18 protein-coding genes and 1 pseudogene are annotated in these 17191 nt (G+C 64.2%); 7 read left to right on the top strand and 12 right to left on the bottom strand.

The genetic code is table 11. The features are described 5' to 3' along the window. Nucleotides 1–16: 16 nt before the first annotated feature. Nucleotides 17–1171 (bottom strand): efflux RND transporter periplasmic adaptor subunit, encoded by a 1155-nt coding sequence (locus tag C4K40_RS03845; RefSeq protein ID WP_053136832.1) that lies wholly within the window; start codon nt 1169–1171, stop codon nt 17–19. A gap of 91 nt (nt 1172–1262) precedes the next feature. After that, nucleotides 1263–1706: a carboxymuconolactone decarboxylase family protein gene (locus tag C4K40_RS03850; RefSeq protein WP_022638960.1), complete on the bottom strand. Its 444-nt coding sequence runs from the start codon at nt 1704–1706 to the stop codon at nt 1263–1265. Nucleotides 1707–1817: 111 nt separating this feature from the next. Between C4K40_RS03850 and C4K40_RS03855 the strand changes: the two genes are divergently transcribed. Beyond that, nucleotides 1818–2738 (top strand): LysR substrate-binding domain-containing protein, encoded by a 921-nt coding sequence (locus C4K40_RS03855; RefSeq protein WP_022638961.1) that lies wholly within the window; start codon nt 1818–1820, stop codon nt 2736–2738. A gap of 24 nt (nt 2739–2762) precedes the next feature. On the opposite strand, the gene C4K40_RS03860 is transcribed toward C4K40_RS03855, so the two are convergent. The 3 genes and pseudogenes from C4K40_RS03860 to C4K40_RS32175 all read right to left on the bottom strand — a co-directional run. Then, a complete protein-coding gene (locus C4K40_RS03860; RefSeq protein WP_022638962.1) occupies nt 2763–3791 on the bottom strand; it encodes an AraC family transcriptional regulator in 1029 nt (342 codons plus the stop codon). Nucleotides 3792–3942: 151 nt separating this feature from the next. Further along, nucleotides 3943–4806, bottom strand: a complete 864-nt coding sequence (locus C4K40_RS32170) for a methyl-accepting chemotaxis protein (RefSeq protein ID WP_371263511.1) — start codon at nt 4804–4806, stop codon at nt 3943–3945. A 42-nt stretch (nt 4807–4848) separates the two neighbouring features. Continuing rightward, nucleotides 4849–5748: pseudogene (locus tag C4K40_RS32175) on the bottom strand (methyl-accepting chemotaxis protein); the annotation flags it as partial. Nucleotides 5749–6221: 473 nt separating this feature from the next. On the opposite strand from C4K40_RS32175, the gene C4K40_RS03870 reads away from it, so the two are divergent. Continuing rightward, nucleotides 6222–6899, top strand: a complete 678-nt coding sequence (locus C4K40_RS03870; RefSeq protein ID WP_053136838.1) for a histidine phosphatase family protein — start codon at nt 6222–6224, stop codon at nt 6897–6899. Between the two features lie 36 nt (nt 6900–6935). Here C4K40_RS03870 and C4K40_RS03875 read toward each other — a convergent pair whose 3' ends face one another. The 3 genes from C4K40_RS03875 to C4K40_RS03885 form a co-directional block, all read right to left on the bottom strand. Beyond that, a complete protein-coding gene (locus tag C4K40_RS03875; protein ID WP_022638964.1) occupies nt 6936–7514 on the bottom strand; it encodes a DUF2589 domain-containing protein in 579 nt (192 codons plus the stop codon). A 68-nt stretch (nt 7515–7582) separates the two neighbouring features. Continuing rightward, nucleotides 7583–8239, bottom strand: a complete 657-nt coding sequence (locus C4K40_RS03880; protein WP_022638965.1) for a DUF2589 domain-containing protein — start codon at nt 8237–8239, stop codon at nt 7583–7585. Nucleotides 8240–8320: 81 nt separating this feature from the next. Continuing rightward, entirely contained in the window at nt 8321–8704 is a 384-nt protein-coding gene (locus C4K40_RS03885; protein ID WP_053136841.1) for a hypothetical protein, read from the bottom strand. A 168-nt stretch (nt 8705–8872) separates the two neighbouring features. Between C4K40_RS03885 and C4K40_RS03890 the strand changes: the two genes are divergently transcribed. Beyond that, a complete protein-coding gene (locus tag C4K40_RS03890) occupies nt 8873–9430 on the top strand; it encodes a pesticin C-terminus-like muramidase (protein ID WP_022638967.1) in 558 nt (185 codons plus the stop codon). 38 nt (nt 9431–9468) lie between these two features. Here C4K40_RS03890 and C4K40_RS03895 read toward each other — a convergent pair whose 3' ends face one another. Next, nucleotides 9469–9927 (bottom strand): hypothetical protein, encoded by a 459-nt coding sequence (locus C4K40_RS03895; RefSeq protein WP_022638968.1) that lies wholly within the window; start codon nt 9925–9927, stop codon nt 9469–9471. A 358-nt stretch (nt 9928–10285) separates the two neighbouring features. Here C4K40_RS03895 and C4K40_RS03900 point away from each other — a divergent pair, with 358 nt between their 5' ends. After that, nucleotides 10286–10621, top strand: coding sequence for a hypothetical protein (locus C4K40_RS03900; RefSeq protein ID WP_031319928.1), 336 nt, complete (start codon nt 10286–10288; stop codon nt 10619–10621). 76 nt (nt 10622–10697) lie between these two features. On the opposite strand, the gene C4K40_RS03905 is transcribed toward C4K40_RS03900, so the two are convergent. Together C4K40_RS03905 and C4K40_RS03910 are read right to left on the bottom strand one after the other, a co-directional pair. Continuing rightward, on the bottom strand, nt 10698–12164 hold the full coding sequence (locus C4K40_RS03905) for a glycosyltransferase family 39 protein (protein WP_053136844.1): 1467 nt from the start codon (nt 12162–12164) through the stop codon (nt 10698–10700). Between the two features lie 234 nt (nt 12165–12398). Beyond that, nucleotides 12399–12899 (bottom strand): hypothetical protein, encoded by a 501-nt coding sequence (locus C4K40_RS03910; RefSeq protein ID WP_172681683.1) that lies wholly within the window; start codon nt 12897–12899, stop codon nt 12399–12401. Between the two features lie 367 nt (nt 12900–13266). Here C4K40_RS03910 and C4K40_RS03915 point away from each other — a divergent pair, with 367 nt between their 5' ends. Then, nucleotides 13267–13584 (top strand): hypothetical protein, encoded by a 318-nt coding sequence (locus C4K40_RS03915; RefSeq protein WP_022638973.1) that lies wholly within the window; start codon nt 13267–13269, stop codon nt 13582–13584. 52 nt (nt 13585–13636) lie between these two features. Here the strand turns inward: C4K40_RS03915 and C4K40_RS03920 are convergent, their stop codons facing one another. Beyond that, nucleotides 13637–14419: a helix-turn-helix transcriptional regulator gene (locus C4K40_RS03920; RefSeq protein ID WP_053136847.1), complete on the bottom strand. Its 783-nt coding sequence runs from the start codon at nt 14417–14419 to the stop codon at nt 13637–13639. 114 nt (nt 14420–14533) lie between these two features. Between C4K40_RS03920 and C4K40_RS03925 the strand changes: the two genes are divergently transcribed. Together C4K40_RS03925 and C4K40_RS03930 are read left to right on the top strand one after the other, a co-directional pair. After that, nucleotides 14534–15406 carry an EamA family transporter gene (locus C4K40_RS03925; RefSeq protein WP_022638975.1) on the top strand — a complete coding sequence of 291 codons (873 nt, stop codon included), beginning with the start codon at nt 14534–14536 and terminating at the stop codon, nt 15404–15406. Between the two features lie 111 nt (nt 15407–15517). Further along, nucleotides 15518–17158: a glycosyltransferase family 39 protein gene (locus C4K40_RS03930; protein WP_053136850.1), complete on the top strand. Its 1641-nt coding sequence runs from the start codon at nt 15518–15520 to the stop codon at nt 17156–17158. Nucleotides 17159–17191 lie beyond the last annotated feature (33 nt).

The following is a 17191-nucleotide window of genomic DNA, read 5'->3' on the forward strand; positions in this document are numbered from 1 at the left end:
GAGGAGCCTTTGGCAATTACTTTCCGATCAAGATCGCGCGGGAGACCTGCAGCGCACTGTCTTCGGGGGGGAGCTCATGGGGGGTGACGGCGGTTCCGCTGGCGTAGATCTGCTGCAGGCCGGCAACGACGATCTTGTCTTCGCGGGTCAGCCCCGCCGTCACGACGCGCTGGTTGCCGACCTGCCTGCCGGTTTTTATGTAGCGTCTTTCGGCGGTGTTTTCCGGGCTCAAGCGGTACACGTATTGTTGGTCCTGGTCAGTCAGGATCGCCCGCTCGGGTACCACGATGACCGGTACCGAACCACCGATCGCAAGTTGCACCCTGGCATACAGGCCGGGGGTCAGCCGTCGCTCCGGATTGCGCACCGTGGCGCGGGCGCGAATGGTCCCGGTGCTTGCATCGACCTGGTTGTCGATGAAGCTCAAGTCGCCCTCGTAGGGGAAGCCTTCGTCGCTGGCCAGGCCAATGCGCACCTGGGTTTCGCGCGATTCTTTCAAGGCCTTTCGAAACCCCGGCACATGGTGCTCGTCCGGATCGAAGTAAACGTAAAGCGGATCTTGGGACACCACCGAGGTAAGGACCGATTGATCGGCGACGGCCAGGTTGCCTCGCGTCAGCTGGGCGCGGCTGGTGCGGCCATCGATGGGCGAGCGGACTTCGGTGAACTCCAGGTTCAGGGCCGCGCTTGCCACCGCCGCCTCGGCGGCATGGACTTCGGCCAGGCTCTGGCCATGGCTGGTGTGCCGTTGCTCGGCCTCTTCCTTGGAGACTGCGTTGAGCTTGAGCAACTGCTGTGCCCGCCGGTCCTGCTGTTCGGCGAACAGCAGCGATGTCCGGGCCCGTTCCAGCTGGGCGCGGGCATTGGCCAATGCGGCGCGGTAGGGGCGCGGGTCGATGACGAAGAGCAGGTCGCCGGCCTTGACCTCGCTACCTTCCCGGTAGGCCACCTGGGTGATGTGGCCGCTCACGCGGGGCAGGATAGCTACGGTTTCCATGGCGCCTATACGGCCATTGAAGCTGTCCCAGGCCTTGACGGGTTGCATGGCAACCCTGGCCACATCCACGACCGGGGCGCTGGCGGCTGTGGTCGGGCCGGGTTCCTTGTTGCAGCCAGTCATCAACAAGAGCGTGATGATGACGACGCTGGCGCTGGTTGATCGGGCACGCACGGGATGGTCCTTGTGTGGCGTTGAAAAAATGAGCGGGCAAGCCGGTATCCGGTTCGCCGATGGCGGCGGGGCGCCTGGCAATCACTGGGGCCTAGTGCTGCGGCTGCATGGCAAAACCGACACCGAAACGGTTCCAGGCGTTGATGGCGGCAATAACGAACGTCAGCTCGCAGAGTTCCTGTTCGCTGAAGTGCCCGCTGACTTCTGCATAGATCTCGTCCGGGGCCTGGCGCTGCGCAACCAGGGTCAGTGTCTCGGTCCACAACAGGGCCGCACGTTCACGGGCGTCGAAGAATGGCGTCTCCTTCCAGGCGCTGATGGCCATCAGGCGCCGGGGCGTTTCCCCGCCTTTCAACGCGTCGGTGGTGTGCATGTCGATGCAGTAGGCGCATCCATTGATCTGGGAGGCGCGGATCCGCACCAGTTCCCGCAGCGCGGCGGGCAGGACGGATTGGGCGGCGGCTTTTTCCAGCCCCATCATCGCCCGCATGGCCTGGGGGGCGGCCTGGTAGTAATCGATGCGTTTGTTGCTCATGGATGTGCTTCTCCTGATGTCGCCACATGTCGTGGAATGGGTGTACTTTAGAAAAAGCCATTACTCGGATAAATTGGCTCCAATCGTTTTGTTTATACGGATATTCGTACAATGGCATTTGACCGGCTGGAGGCCATGCGCGCGTTTTGCCGCATTGTGGAAGTGGGCAGTTTCAGTGGCGCGGCCGATTCGCTGGATCTGGCGAAAACCACGATTTCGGGCCAGGTCCAGGCCCTGGAAAGCTTGCTGGGCATCAAGCTGCTGCACCGCACGACGCGCAAGGTGTCGCCTACCACGGAAGGGGCGGCGTACTACCTGCGCGCACGGGCGGTCATCGATGACGTAGACGAGTTGGAAGCTGCTGTTTCGCAAAGCCGCAATGTGGTTCGCGGCCGGATCAGGATCGAGATGCCATCCCCGGTCGGCATCCTGTTCGTCGTTCCGGCACTGCCGGACTTTGCCGCCAGGTATCCAGAGATCCACCTGGATATCGGCTGCAGTGAGCGGGTGGTCGACCTCGCCCAGGAAGGTGTCGATTGCGCCCTGCGCGGTGGTGTCGTCACAGACCAGGACCTGGTGTGTCGCCCAATCGGGCAGATGCGCTTTTGCCTCTGCGCAGCTCCCCGGTATCTGGCCGGGGTTGCCCCGATCACCGCGCCAACGCAGCTGCCGACCCACAAGCATCTGGGCTTCAAGTTCCCGGTGACCGACCGGCGCTATGTGCCGACGCTCAGGCGCGGGGCGGAAAGCTTCACCCTTGACCAGCCACCTTCCTTGTACTTCAACAACGGTAGCGCCACGGCTGCCGCCGCCATCGCGGGGTTGGGGGTGGCGTTTGTGCCCAGGGCGGAGGCCGAGCCGCATTTTCGCAGCGGGGCGCTGGTCGAAATACTCCCGGATTGGCATATGGCGAGCATGCCCATCTCGGTGGTCTACCCCTATACCCGCCACCTTTCCGCGAGGGTCCGCGCGTTCACCGACTGGGTCACGCTGCTCATGGCCAGCGACCCTCTTTGGGCGCTTTCCCAATAGAACACAAGAAGGCCCGGCCGGGATTCAAGGCCCGGCGGGACCGCGGTGCTTCTGGCGATACTCTCCGGGAGGCATGCCGGTGCGGGTCTTGAAGCTGCGATGGAACGAGCGGGGCTCGGTGAAGCCCAGGCGATCGGCGATGGCCTGGATCGACAGCTCGCTGTGCAGCAGGTGGTGCTCGGCCAGTTCCTGGCGCAGGTCGTCGAGGATCTGCTGGTAGGAGGTGCCGGCCTTGAGCAACTGGCGCTGCAAGGTACTGACCGACACTTGCAGTTGTTCGGCCACCTGTTCCTTGCGCGGCAGGCCATCCTTGAGCAGTTGGCGCAGGACGTTCTGCACCTGCAGCGCCACCGGCGCATCGGCCAGCGAGGCCATCATCGTCTGGGCATGGTCTTCCAGGGTCTTGAGCAGCCGCGCATCGGCCTGGCGCAGGGGCAATTGCAGGTAGTGCAGGGGGGCCACCAGGGCCGAGCAGGGTTGCTGGAACAGCACCGGGCAGCCAAATAGCGCCTCGTATTGTTCGAGCCGGGCCAGTTCCGGCAGTGGATGCTCGAACCACACCGCACCTGGCGAAAGCTGCGAGTCGGCGATCCAGCGGGCATACAGCAGCCAGGAGGCGAGCACGTTTTCCACCAGATGCCGGCGGATGTCCGGGCGTTGGTGGCGGCAGCTCCAGATCAGGCGTACTTCGTCGCCTAGCACTTCGGCGCGGCTGGTGCCCATGTCCCCCACCAGTTTCTCGAACGGCATGATGCGGCCCATGGCTTCGCCCAGGGTCGCGCAGTTCATGGTGATGTAGCCCAGCACGTTCCAGGACCCGGGCTTGACGAAGCGTGCCGAGTTGAGCCCGAACAGCGGGTCGCCCGAATGCAGGCAGAAGTAGTCCAGCAGGCGTTCGTGAACCTCTACCGGCAGGCGCAGGCTGGTGTCGTTCAACTGCGCCGCCTGCAAGCCGGCGGCTGCCAGCGCCGGTTCCGTGGCGATACCCAGCTGCTCGGCATAGAGCAGGTACTTGAGCAGGGGCGGGACCGAGGTAAAACCGAGGCTGGGCATGATTGGGTTCCTGGCAACGAATCCTTCGGACAGCAGGATGGAGACCGGGAAAGGTAAGGGCAAACCGCGAACGCTGTAAATGCCTGTCCGGCAGACCTCATGTAGCCGCTGCCGAAGGCTGCGGCTACATGAGCGAAGGACGCGCTACAAGTCAGACGCGGAAGTGGCTGACCATCATTTGCAGTTGGCCGCCCAGGCGGGCCAGCTCGACGCTGGAGGCCGCGGTTTCCTCGCTGGCGGCGGCGGTCTGTTCCGACACATCGCGCACGTTGATGATGCTGCGGCTGATCTCCTCGGCCACGGCGCTCTGTTCTTCGGCAGCGGCGGCGATCTGCTGGTTCATCGACTGGATGTTGGACACCGTGCGGGTGATGTTCTCCAGGGAGGCACCGGCCTTGCGCGTCAGGTCGACACTACTGTCGGTCAGCACCCGGCTGTTGTGCATCACGGTCGCCACTTGCTGGGTACCGTTCTGCAGGCCGGCCACCAGTTCCTCGATTTCCTCGGTGGACTTCTGGGTGCGCTGGGCCAGGGCCCGGACCTCGTCGGCCACCACCGCGAAACCACGACCGGCTTCACCGGCGCGGGCGGCTTCGATGGCGGCGTTCAGGGCCAGCAGGTTGGTCTGTTCGGCCACGGCCTTGATCACGTCCATGACGCTGCCGATCTTGTCGCTTTCCTGTTGCAGCATGTTCATGGCGTCGGTGGAGCGCACCACTTCGCTGGCCAGGCGCTCGATCTGCTCGATGGCCTGGGCCACCACCTTGTCGCCTTCGCGGGCTTCGCCATCGGCGGCGGCCGCAGCCTGGGAGGCTTCCTCGGCGTTGCGCGCGACTTCCTGCACGGTGGCGGTCATCTCGTGCATGGCGGTGGCCACCTGGTCGGTCTCGACTTTCTGGCTGTTGACCCCGGCGCTGGTTTCCTCGGTCACCGCCGACAGTTCCTCGGCGGCGCTGGCGATCTGGGTCACGCCGTCGCGGATACCGCCGATCAGCTCGCGCAGGGTCACGCCCATGCGGGCGATGCCTTGTTGCAGCACGCCCAGTTCGTCACGACGGGTGACGTGCAGGTCCTGGGTCAGGTCGCCGGAGGCAATGCGCTCGACCGCTACCAGGGTCTCGCGCAGCGGACGGGTGATCTGGCGGGTGATGATCACCGCAGCCAGCACGCCCACCAGCAGCGCCAGCAGGGTGCTGGTCAGTTGCAGGCTACGGGCCTGGGCACTTTCGACATCGCGGCGATCCAGCTGGATCTGGTACAGGGCATCGCTGCGCTCGACGATATCGGCGCCTTGGTCGGTCATTTCCTTGCGTGCCTGCACGGCGTCGGAGAAGGCTGCCTTGAAGGTCTGCAGCGAGCTGCGGTAGCCGGTCAGGGCGGTGGTCAGGCGTTGCAGGACATCGCCCTGGGTGCGGCTGAAGTGCTTGTTCAGCTGCTCGAGCTCAGTGATCGCGGCGTTGAGCTGGGCAACGGCCTTCTGCTCGGTCTCCGGGTTGCTGGTGGTGACGTAGCCACGCACTTCATAGCGGGCCAGCTGGAAGGCTTCCTTGGCCTCGGTGATGGCCTGGAACTGCTCGAAACGCTCGTCGCTCAGGGGCATCTGCTTGACCCGCTCGTTGATCCCGTTGATCAGGTCGTTGGCGTCGTCGGCATTCTGGTTCATGGTCTGGCGCGCGGCGTTGCCGGTGCGGTAGGCGTTGCGCATCTTGTTCAGCGAGTCCTGGTAGGCGGCGATGGTCGCGCCCAGGCCTTGCAGCAGCTTGATGTTCTCCGGGCTCTGGAACGACGCCAGGAGCTTCTTCTGCTGGGCGCTGAAGTCGTCCAGGGTGACCTGGACATTCTGCGCGGCGGTTTCGTCGCCGTTGGTCAGCATGTATTGCAGGCGGGTGACCCGCAGCTTGGTCAGGCCGATGTTCAACTGGGTGATGTCGCTCATCCAGTTGCTGCGGTCGATCATGCCGCCCAGGCTGGTCCAGCCGGTCAGTGCAAGAATGGTGGTCAGGGCCAGGACCAGGCCGAAGCCCAGGCCCAACTTAAGGTTGACGCTGATGTTGGCGAACCAGCTATTCATTGAATTCCTCCAGGAACGTAGCGCTTCTTGATCTCAGTTGGCCGGAAGATTGTTGTTCTTGGTGACCAGCAAGGTGATTTGTAGGGGGTATATCGGCGGGATGTGCCATAGCTAAAACGATTTCGTCGGCATTGCGCCAAGACAATGTTTCAGGCTTTGACGGCTATTTTGCGGGATGAACCACCTGTGCGTTGAGCTTTTTTTCACATTGATTTCACCGCTGCCCCACGGTCATCCCCCTAGAGTCTGGCCGGTCGCTGCCCTTGGGCATGCGGCGCAGCTCGTCTGCCACCAGGCCTGCCTGGCCTTGGCACGGGCTGCTCGATATCCCGGATCATTCTCTGAAGGGCGACTGGAACGTGACCACAAGACTGGTATTGGCGCAGGTCAGGGGCCCATCCCTGGGACGCACCCTGGCCCGTTACAAGCGGCACCTGGCGTGGTTGCTGGGCCTGGGCCTGAGCCTTTTGGCGGGCCTGTACCTGCTCCAGCCGGCGGCGGTTCCCGACCTGGCCCACGGCAATGCCAGTGGGCTCAAGGCATTGGCCAGCAGTTGGGCCAAGGGCGACATGATCGTCCTGGTGCGCCATGTGGAGCGCTGCGACCAGTCCAATGCCCCTTGCCTGGGGCCGGCCGACGGCATCACCGACCGCGCGCGGGACATGGCGGTGGGGCTCGGTGCGCGGTTCGAGCACCTGGGCTTGGCCCATGCCGACATCTACAACAGCCCCCTGACCCGCACCGCGCAGACTGCCGGCTACATGTTCAGCAAGGTCAGCAGCGGCGACAACTGGCTCTTCAACTGCAAGGGCAGCATGTTGCGCGACGCCCTGGCGCACAAGGTCGCCGGACACAACCTGGTGCTGGTGACCCACAGTGAATGCATGGCGCAACTGGAGCGTGACCTGAAGCTGGCGACCCCGACCCTGGGATACGGCGCGGCCCTGTTCGTCACCACCGACACCCTGGACGGCGCACCGAAGATGCTCGGGTCGATCGAAGCCAGCGACTGGCGCTCGGTGGACTTCAAGCGCTGAGGCGAGCGCGCGGCCGCGCCCTGGACGCTGGCGGCTTCAAGGCATCAGCAAGTCTGCTTCTTCAGGCTGGCCGGGCCGCGGTGGCAGGTTCGGCGGGGCATCGCTGAGCCGCTGCGGGCTGATCAGGTTGGTGAACTCTTCGATCAGGCGCTGGATCGCCTCCGGCGGCTCGCAATCGCGAAACTCCATGCTGATCTGCACCTCGTCGGGGTCGCGCTCATGGCCTTCGCGCTTGCCGTGGCCGAAGGTGACGAAGAACTTCTCGCACTGCAGTTCACCGTTCTCCAGGTCGTGGGTGGCCTTCTGCAGTTCGGTGCCTTGCATGCGCACCGAGAGGTCGACGGTCATCTTGTGCAGGGCCAGGCCCTTGGGCGAGACCAGGGCAATCAACGGGACGTTGATGATGTGCTGGTCGTTGAGCGCCACCTCGACCATCTTGGCTTTCATCGGCGTGCCCAGGTCGTTGACGTCGTAGTCGAAGAACTGGTCGAACAGCTTGATGTACTGCTGGGCGATCAGGTTGTGGGTCGCGGCCGCAGCCTGGTGCATGCCCCGGGTGATGTGGCTCAGGTCGCTGGCGGACATGGGCTCCTTGCGGCGGGAAAAAAACGCCATGGATCACGCTCCTGGTTAGGTGGCTTAAGTGCCCCGCCGGATGGGGCGGGGCTCGTTGGCAGAGGCAATCACTCTTTGTCTTTTTTCTTTTCCGCAGGCGCATCAGGCTGCTTCAGCGTATTGGCGGTGGGTAGCTTGTCGGTGTCGGTCGCGGTGGCATTGGGCAGCATCACCGGCTTGGTCGCCGCATCGGTGAGGAAGTCGATCACCCGCATCAGGGCTTCCGGTGGGTCCTGGCGGACGATCTTGGTGTTGATGGCATAGCGTGCGCGGGTATCGGTCTTGCGGGTCTGGGTGGACTTGTGGCTCGCTGCGCCCTTGACCGAGACGCTGAAGGGGCCCCAGCCCATCTTCGCCTCGAAGCTGCCGGAGGCTTCGGTGGAACTGGTGTCCTCGGCCATCTGGCTGATGGTCAGCTCGAATTCGATCGAGCCTTCCTCGATGGTGATGTTGGGGTGACTGATGGCCGCCAGCAGCGGGATGCGCATCGACTTCTTCACCGTGCCCTTGTAGACGCCCTGATCATCCACCAGGGTCTCGTCGTAGTCGAACTGCACCGATACCGCCTGGCCGTTCTGGATGCACACGCCCATCAGGAAGTCCGCGTAGGCTTTGCTCGCGGCGACCTGCGCCTGGATCATCGCCATCAATGGACCGGTGATCATCTTGTCCAGGGGCAGGGCGGCTATCACGCCGCCGATCAGGCCCTTGTCTATTTCTGCCATGGTCTTTCTCCTTGTCGTCTATGCGCTGGTTGCGCACTTGCAGCCTATGCGGGCCGCTGTCGACGCTTCAGCGGGAAGCGATTACCGGGGAGTGTTGGCGTCCAGGCGACGGATGTTGCCGATCTGCCGCAGGCTCAGGCCGTATTTGTCGGCCAGTACGCTGCGGGAGATCCCTCCCAGGCTTTCCAGCTGGATATGCTGGTTGCGGATCTGCCGGCAGAAGTGATCGGCCTTGGGAATTTCCAGGGCCAGGCCGGCGAAACGCTCGATCAGCGCGTCGAGGGCTTCCGGTGGCAGGAGCAGGGCCAGGGACGTGCGTTCGGCGTGCTTGGGGATGTACTTGGGGCGGCCACCGTATTCGCAGGTCAGGCGATAGGCGTTTTCCAGGCCAATGCAATCGATGAGGGCCTGGAGCGAATGGGGAAGTTGGCGAACATCGATAAGGCTGAGGTCTTTTACGTCCATTTGGTACCTCCTTGGAATTATGGATAAAGCCGGTTCGATCCTAAGGAGGTGTTGGTTCCTCTTTGCAGTGGGAAATATCCCCCTTATTGCGGGGAACTATTACAGCCTGACGCTGTATCGGTCGTGGGTGTTGCACTGGATTTTCTTCAACTGGATGAGGGAATTCCCATGTCGCGCTATTCGATCGATTTCAATTTCATCTCCGAACGAGAAGGCGGCGCCCGCACCAAGGGGTATGTGCCCGCCATTGCCCATAGCAAGAGCGGGGTCACGATTGCCACCGGTTTCGACCTGGGGCAGCGCAAGCTGGCGGATCTGCAGGCGCTCAAGCTGCCGGCGGACCTGGTGCGGCGCCTGAGCCCCTATCTGTTCCTGACCACCGTGGACGCGCAGGCTGCACTCGACGAGAACCCCTTGACCATCAGCCCTGATGAAGCGCGCCTGATCGATGAGGCATTCAAGGCACCCTTCATCGAGCAGTTGGCGAAGAAATATGCCGCGGCCAGTGGGCGGGACTTCGCTCAGTTGCCGGCGCCAGCGCAGACGGTGATTGCCTCGGTGGCCTTTCAGTACGGAGACCTGGCCAGCCGCACGCCGAATTTCTGGCGCCAGGTGATTGCTTGCGACTGGGCCCAGGCGGTGGCCAACCTGCGCAACTTCGGTGATATCTACAAGAGCCGGCGCGGCAAGGAGGCCGACCTGCTGAGCTCGCAACTCAAGCCGTGAACAGCACCGCCCGGGCCAGGGTCCGGGCGGTCTGGTTTTCAAGGGCAGGGCAAGGCGAGGAGCAGGCTGACACTGGCCATGGCACCGGCGTCATCGGGGCGAGTGCCGGCGGGCAAGGTGCGCCAGTCCACCAGCAGGCACAGGGCGTTGACCGGCAGGTTGGCGATGCTGCCGATGGGGGCGGTGAATTCGTAGCGGTACAGCGCCTGGGTGGTGTTCTTGGCCCAGACGCTGGTGGCGCTGCCCAAGGTGGTATGGGCCATGTCCGGCAGCTTGTCCTGGCTGATGGTGAAGCGCGGATGCTCGCCCTGCAGGGCAAATGCCCCGTTGTCCCGGGAGCGTTTCCACATCTGCTGCCACTGGTTGCCGGCGGCGGCCTGCTCCAGTGTGGCGGCGTAGGCCTTCAGGGTTGCTGGAGGGGTGCTGGTGGTTTCCAGGGCCTGGGCGGCGCCGGCAAGCAGGCCCAGGGCAATGATCAGTGAACGCAGAATCAACATGGGGTACTCCTTTCCAATCCCTCGCGGGGCTGGTACGCAAACAGGGCAAGGATCTTGGCGCAATCGCGCCGTCCACAGGCAAGGCTTGGCCGGGGCTAGGCAAGCCCGGTGCCGCCCTTGCTCGTCGACGGTTTGCGAACCTTGGCCTGGCTTCGGGTGGTGCTGACAGTGATGGTCATGACTGACTCCTTGAGGGAATGCCCATGGGGGCGCCGGTCATGGTTGCAACAGTGGCGGGGGGTATCAGCGGGAAAGGATTCAAGGGGTGTGCCTGCGCGGATGGGCATTTCAGGGCGCGGCGAGTACAGTGCCGGCGCCCGAGAAATGAATCCCGGGCGCTTTTCCATGGAGTTGCGTTGTGAAATACATCAGTAAAGTCGTTGCTTGCGCCTGTCTCGGCCTGGCGCTTGCCGGTTGCACTGGCACCCCGATGAAAACCCAGCAACTGGACAGCAGCCAGTACACGGTCATCGGCCACAGTGAAGCGACCGCCACCGGGATCATGCTGCTCGGGTTCATCCCGATCCAGCAGAACAACCGTTTCGTGCGCGCCCAGAATGCTGCCATCAAGGCCAAGGGCGGCGATGCGCTGATCAATACCCAGGTCCAGGAAAACTGGTTCTGGGCCTGGGTGCTCAATGGCTACACCACCAAGGTCTCCGGTGACGTGGTCAAGCTGAAGAACCCGCAGTAATCCTGCGCTTGCCGGGTGCGACCTACTCGTTCCGACCAGCTCGACGGCACCCCGATGGGTGCCGTTTTTGCTTGTGTCAGTTGGTGGGTGCCAGGTTGACGAAATAGTAGGCCTGGCGTCCCACCATCATCATTTTCTGCACCCGCAGCGGCGACTTGGGTGGCTCCAGCCCGCCCAGTATCGCCATGTGCTTGGGCGACTCGGCGAGAAACGCCATGAGCTGGGCCTCGGACTCCAGGTCCTGGAGTACCGTCTGGACATAGAACACACTGGCTCCGGCGATGCGTTCGCTGGCCTGGTAGAGCACCAACTGGTGGCCCTCGGCGCGTAGCGCCTTGATCTGGTCGGTCACCGGCACGAAGGACATCTCGCGGTCCAGGCGCGGCGCGAACCACTGGGCGTTCGCCAGGTAGGCGGCCACCACCAGGCTCATGAGGGCAATGACCAGGCCCTTGCGTCGGCGCCCCACCGCGCTCCAGAACCCATTGCCCGTAGCGCGCCGGGCGAGGCGCTGGTACAGCACCGCCCCGTACTCGGCCGCCAGCACCGCCGCTGCCGGGGTCAGCGACATCAGGTACACGGTGCGCTTGCTCGACGCCAGGCATAGCAGGGTGAACTGCGCCAGCAGCCAGAGCACGAAGAACAACAGGTAGCGGTTGTTCGCCAGTTCCTTGCGCCAGTGCCACAGGCCCAGGTAGACCAGGATGTTCCACGGCAGGAAGGCCTGGGGCAGCTTGGCCAGGTAGTAATAGAAGGGTTCGTAGTGGCCGGCCTCGACGAAGGAGCCGCCGAAGCGTCCGATGCTGTTGGTCCACAGCACTTCCGCCAGGGCGGCCGTGCCGCCGCGCTGGTACAGCAGCGCCAGCCAGATCGCCAGGGGCACCAGGCCCAGCAGGGTCAGCAAGGCGGGGCGTACCCAATGGCCCAGGGCCAGGCGCTTGGCAAGCAGGCTGTCCACCAGCAGGTAGGCGAAGATCACCACCCCCGGCATGGCCAGGCCCAGTACTCCCTTGCTCAGGGTGGCGATGGCGATGCCGACGGCGAATGCCAGCCAGGCCAGGGATGCAGGCTGGCGCTCCTGCTGGCGCCGGTGGGCCTGGAAGAACGCCAGCAGGGCCAGGGTCACACCCAGGCTCAGCAGTGCATCCTCGCCCACGCCGCGTACGTTGCTCCAGTAGCTGGCCATGGTCGCCAGCATCAGCCCGGCCATCAGCGCCACTGCGGCGGGACGCCCGAAACGCCGCAACAGGCCATACAGCAGCATGACGCTGAACAGCCCGGCAAAGGCCGAGGCCAGGCGTACCGCCAGGGGCGTACCGCCGAAGGCGCGAATGGCGCCGGCATCGAGCCACAGGCTCAGCGGCGGTTTCTCCAGGAAGGGCACGCCGAACAGGCGCGGAGTGACCCAGTCATCGTCCAGGTGCATCTGCATGGCGATCCCGGCGACCCGGGTTTCGGTGGAACCCTGCAGCTCATGGTTGCCCAGGCCGAAGAAGAACAACAGGCAGGCCAGCAGGAATAGCAGCGGGGCAGGTCGTGACATGGGAGGCGTCCGGGGGCGCAGGCGAGGGCTGCGGGCAAGCGCCGGAGTATACGCAGGCGAGTCTTAACGAATTGTGAACAAGTGGAGGGTTTTGGTGCCGTGCCCCGCTGGAGCAGAGCGGGCGCCAGGCCGCTCCGCGGGTTCAGCTGTTGGTGGCTGGGAGCAAGCGGGCAGCCGGGCAAGCGGGTGGCCGACACGACAGGACGGTGTCGACCGCTGAGAAGCCGGATTCGATCAGGCCGAGGCTCGGCGCAGGTGACGCCCGGTGCGCCACCAGAACACCGCCCCCAGGAAGGCCCCGGAGCCTGTGAACAGCGGCGCCATGACCAAGTAGTCTTCAAGCTCGCCTGCTTTGGGCTCGACCTCGGGCGGGTCGGTGAAGAAGCTGCTCGAGAACATGCTGGCCACCACCGGCATGGTCGGCAGCGAGCCGAGGATGCCGCAGAACAGATAGATCAGCACGTTGCGCCAGGCGAAGCGCTGGGCCAGCCAGAAGAACAGCGCGCAGGGCAGGGCGGCCAGGATGCTGACCACCACGGTGATCAACAGCATCGCCTGCAGCGCGATGGAGAAGATATCGGTGAAGGTCGTCCACAGCGATGCGCTGCTGCTGGCCAGGATCAGCAGCGAGCACAACACCACCACCGCCAGGGCCAGTGCTGCAATACCGATGAAGTAGGTGGCGAACCATTGCAGCGGTTGCACGCTGCGAATGGCCGGGGAGTTATGAGGCATGGGAAGGGTCCGTTTCCAGCTGTTGATGATCGGTCCAAGGTTATCGACGGCGGCGGCGGTGCTGAGTGGAGTTTGTGTGGGTTTTGTGTGGGGCGCTTGCCGGTGGTGGATGACAGCTATCGCCGAAATACTCTATACAGGTGACGACCCGCCGACCTTGCCGCGGGCCTTGTGCTTAGCCCACCCCAAAGGAGATGGAGATGATCAAGTTCCTCAACGTAACCGAGTTGCCCCGTACCCCTGTGCATTGCCATGCCGGCTCCGTCAACGGAGCGATCAATGCCTGGGAGCTGAAAAATCGGGCTCTCAATACGAAGGGGTTTGTTTCATGTCCAAAGAATTACTCGGAGTTTCTGCTGTAGGGCTGATGGTGCTGGGCGAGTTCTGCGCCATCTACAGTGAAGTGGTGGTCGCGCGGCTGGCCCATGCCGGCAACACGGGGAGCAGCGGGCTCTTGGTGCCGGTGCTGATCATGTGCCTGGGCGGCCTTTGCCTGCTGGCGGCCTACTGGCTGGGATACATGGCGGTGGGGGATATCTGGATCGTCACCGTGGTCTCGGTGACTTCGCTGCTGCTCCTGGAACCGCTGGTGATCTGGGCGCTGTTCCAGCAGATGCCCGGGCGCGGTGCGCTGATCGGCTTCTGCCTGGGCGCGCTGGGCATGTTGTCCGCCGTGTTCCTGTAGCGCGGATCTCGCAGGCCGGGCCTGGCAGTTCAACTGCCGGGCCTGCGGCCTTTCAAGCCCGGTCCCGGGCGAAGTAGCGACTGGGTGCCTGCCCCAGGAGCTTGCGAAACACCCCGGTGAAGGCGCTCGGGCTGCTATAGCCCAGGTCCATGGCCACCCGGGTCACGGACTCGCCATTGCCCAGGCGCACCACCGCGGCCAACAGGCAGGCTTGCTGGCGCCATTCCACGAAGCTGATGCCGGTGTGCTGGCGGAACAGGCGGGTGAAGGTGCGGCGGCTCATGCCGGCCCGTTGGGCCATTTCATCCAGTGGCCATTGCAGCGACGGCCGTTCCAGCAGCGTGCGGCAGGCCTTCATCAGGCGTGGCTCGGTGGGAAGCGGGGCGTTGAGCGACAGCGGCGCCATGGCCGCGATCTCGTGCAGCAGCAGGCCCATCAACTGCTCGTGGGCCCCCTCGGTGGCGTAGTGCGCGGGAATGTCCACGGCACGCAGCAGCAACTGGCGCAGCAGCTCGGAAACCTCCAGCACCTGGCAATGCCCCGGCAGGCCCAGGCGTTGCGCAGCCTGCGGGTGGACATAGGTGTTGAGCATCAGTACCGGGCCGCTCATGTGCATGGCGTGGGGCACTTCGGCGGGAACCCAGATCGCCCGGCGTGGCGGCACCACCCAGTTGCCCTGGTCGGTGAATACGCTGATCACCCCGCAAGCGGCGTAGGCGAACTGCCCACGCCGATGTTGGTGCTCGGCAAAGTGCTGTCCGTCCTGGTAGTCGATGGCGGTGACCAGCGCATCCCGGGGGGAATCCTGGTAGGGGTCGAGGGTGATTGGTGGCATGGCCCGAATCTACTGGTATATGACCTGATACTGCAAGCGGGCCAGCGGGCCGCAGGGGATAGTGCCTGCCCGGTCGGGGATTGGCCCGCGGCCGCTTTCCACGGATCGTGCGACATGCAGAACAAACACTTGCTCCTGGCCTTGCTGGTGACGGCCTTGTGGGGCTTGAACTTTCCCATCACCAAGCTCGGATTGGCGAGCATCGACCCATTGCTGCTCACGGCCCTGCGTTTCACCCTGGCGGCGTTGCCCTGGGTGTTCCTGGTGCCACGGCCACAGGTGGCCCTGGGTTGGCTGGTGGCCTACGGATTGATCTTCGGCGTGGCCATGTGGGCGTTGATCAACCTGGGGATCGACCAGGGCGTCGCCCCTGGTACCGCATCCTTGCTGATCCAGTTCAGCGCGTTCTTTTCCCTGGGCTGGGGAGCCCTGCTGTTCGGCGAACGCTTGCGCCCGGCACAGTGGCTGGCCATGGCGATCGCCCTTTGGGGCCTGCTGAGGATCATCGGTTCCAGCCCCGGGCAGGCCACCAGCCTGGGCTATGGTTTGCTATTGGCCAGCGCTTTCAGCTGGAGCCTGGGCAACGTGATCATCAAGCGCTGCGGGGTGCGCGAGGTATTCGCCTTCGTGGTCTGGGCCAGTCTCTTCGCGCCGCTGCCGTTGCTGGTGCTGACCTGGCTGGTCCATGGCCCGGCGCCCTTCGTGCAAGTGCTTGGGCCGTTCCGCTGGAGCGCTGTGCTGTCGCTGTTGTTCCAGGTCTATGTCGCGACGCACTTCTGCTACTGGGGGTGGAACCTGCTGCTGCGCGAGTACCCGGTGTCACGGGTGGCGCCCTTGTCGCTGTTGATTCCACTGTTCGGTACCGCAGGCTCGATGTTGTTGCTGGGCCAAGGCATCAGTCTGGACGACGGATTGTCCATGGCCCTGGTGCTGCTGGCGCTGGTGGTGGGCCAGGTGCGCTGGCGCCAGTTGGCGCTGGCCCGCTGACGAAGCACCGCGATTTTCAAAAGCTCGTTCAGGCACTGTTCAGTGTCCGCTCCGGCAACATTGCCTGCCTCCCGCCGAGCCCAGGCACCGGCACTTTCTGGTAGAGCGAAGATGGTTCGAGAAAAGCGTTTCGGTGCAGAGTCCTGGGCGGTATACCTGGTGGCGCTGGTGTTGTTCACCTGGGGCATCTGGGACGAGCAGCCCCAGGGCTTCGATGGGCGTTGGGCGCTGTTTCTGCAGGAGATGTTCCGTCACGGCGCCAGTTTGTTTCCCACCACCTATGGCCAGCCCTATCCGGACTACCTGGGGACTGCGTCTTTTTTCAGCTACCTGTTCGCCCAGGTGTTCGGCGCCCCCAACCATCTGGCCAATATCCTGCCCACGGCCCTGGCGTCGGCCGGGGTGCTGGCCCTGCTATATCGTTTGCTGGCGCCCCAGGGGCGGACCTGGGCCCTGCTTTCGGTACTGCTCACGGCGCTGACCAGCCAGTTGCTCGACAAGTCGCGTTCGGTTTGCCTGGACCAGATGATTTCCCTGTTGTGCCTGGGCGCCTTCTACCTGCTGCACTCCGGCGAGCAGCTGGGCTCGCGGTGGCGACAACTGGCGGTGTTGCCGCTGCTGGTGCTGGCTTTCGCCATCCGCGGGCCCCTGGGGTTGGTGGAGGTGTGTGGCGTGATCTGCTTCTACTGGTTGCTGGGCGATGCTCGTACCCCAGAAGCGCGCAAGGCGATGTTCATGCGTGTAGTGGGTTACGGCATCGCGGGGCTGGCGCTGCTGGCCGGCTGCTGGTGGCTGCTGATGAAGCTTGCCTATATCAGTGGCGGTGACGGTTTTGTCCAGCAGGTCTACGGCATGCAGGTGCGTGGGCGCCTGGATGAGAGCGGCGAGCCGTTCTACTTCTACTTTCAGCTGTCGCTGTACCGTTACTTTCCGGTCGTGCCCCTGGCCCTGGCCACGCTCTGGGTGCTACGGCGCCAGTGGGCCCAACGCCATGTCGATGCGCAGTTGCAACTGGTGCTGCGCCTGGGGGCTTGTGGCCTGATGATCTTGTTCGGGCTTTCTGTGCCGAGTTTCAAGCGCGCCTATTACATCCTGCCCATGGTGCCGATGTTCGCTGCCGTGGCGGCCTACGGCTTGCTCAACGCCAAGGGATGGCTGGCCCGCGTGGGCCAGGGCTACCAGTGGCTGGTGGCCTTGTTGCCGGGGCTGTGCGTCGTGGTGCTGTTCGTCCTGCGCCATAGCTGGCACAAGCACGGCTACTGGCCGCCGGTGTCGATGCCGTTGCTGGTCGTCATCTTCGCCTTGCTGCAAGCGCTGGCGTTGTACCACTGGCGGCGCACCATGGCAGACCGGGGACGCCGCCTGGTGTTGCTCAGTGGCCTGGCCCTGGCGGCGCAATGGCTGCTGCTGGTATCGGTGGTGGATCCGGCCAAGGACTTGCAGTTCGATACCCAGGGCTTCGTCTCCCAGGTCGAGCGCTTGCGGGCCGAGCGGCCCGGGCCGCTGGTGTTCTTCAACCTCGGCCAGGACACCTGGGCGGTGCGCTACATGATGAACCTGGACTATGACGAACGACCGCTGTTCGTCATGGACGACGCCGTGCAACAACTGGATCGGCTGCCCCATGGCTCTTGGGTGATCGTCGCGCGCAAGGAGCGCGGACAACTCCAGGGCACCGCGCTGGAGCACCTGCAGCCGGTGTACGAGGGGCGCTTGAACGATAATTCCTGCCTGGTGTTCAAGTTGCCCTAGCGCCTTGGCAGCCGGCGCGCCACAACGTAATTT

The sequence above is a fragment of the Pseudomonas sp. CMR5c genome (genome assembly GCF_003850545.1).
Taxonomy (GTDB): Bacteria; Pseudomonadota; Gammaproteobacteria; order Pseudomonadales; family Pseudomonadaceae; genus Aquipseudomonas; species Aquipseudomonas piscis.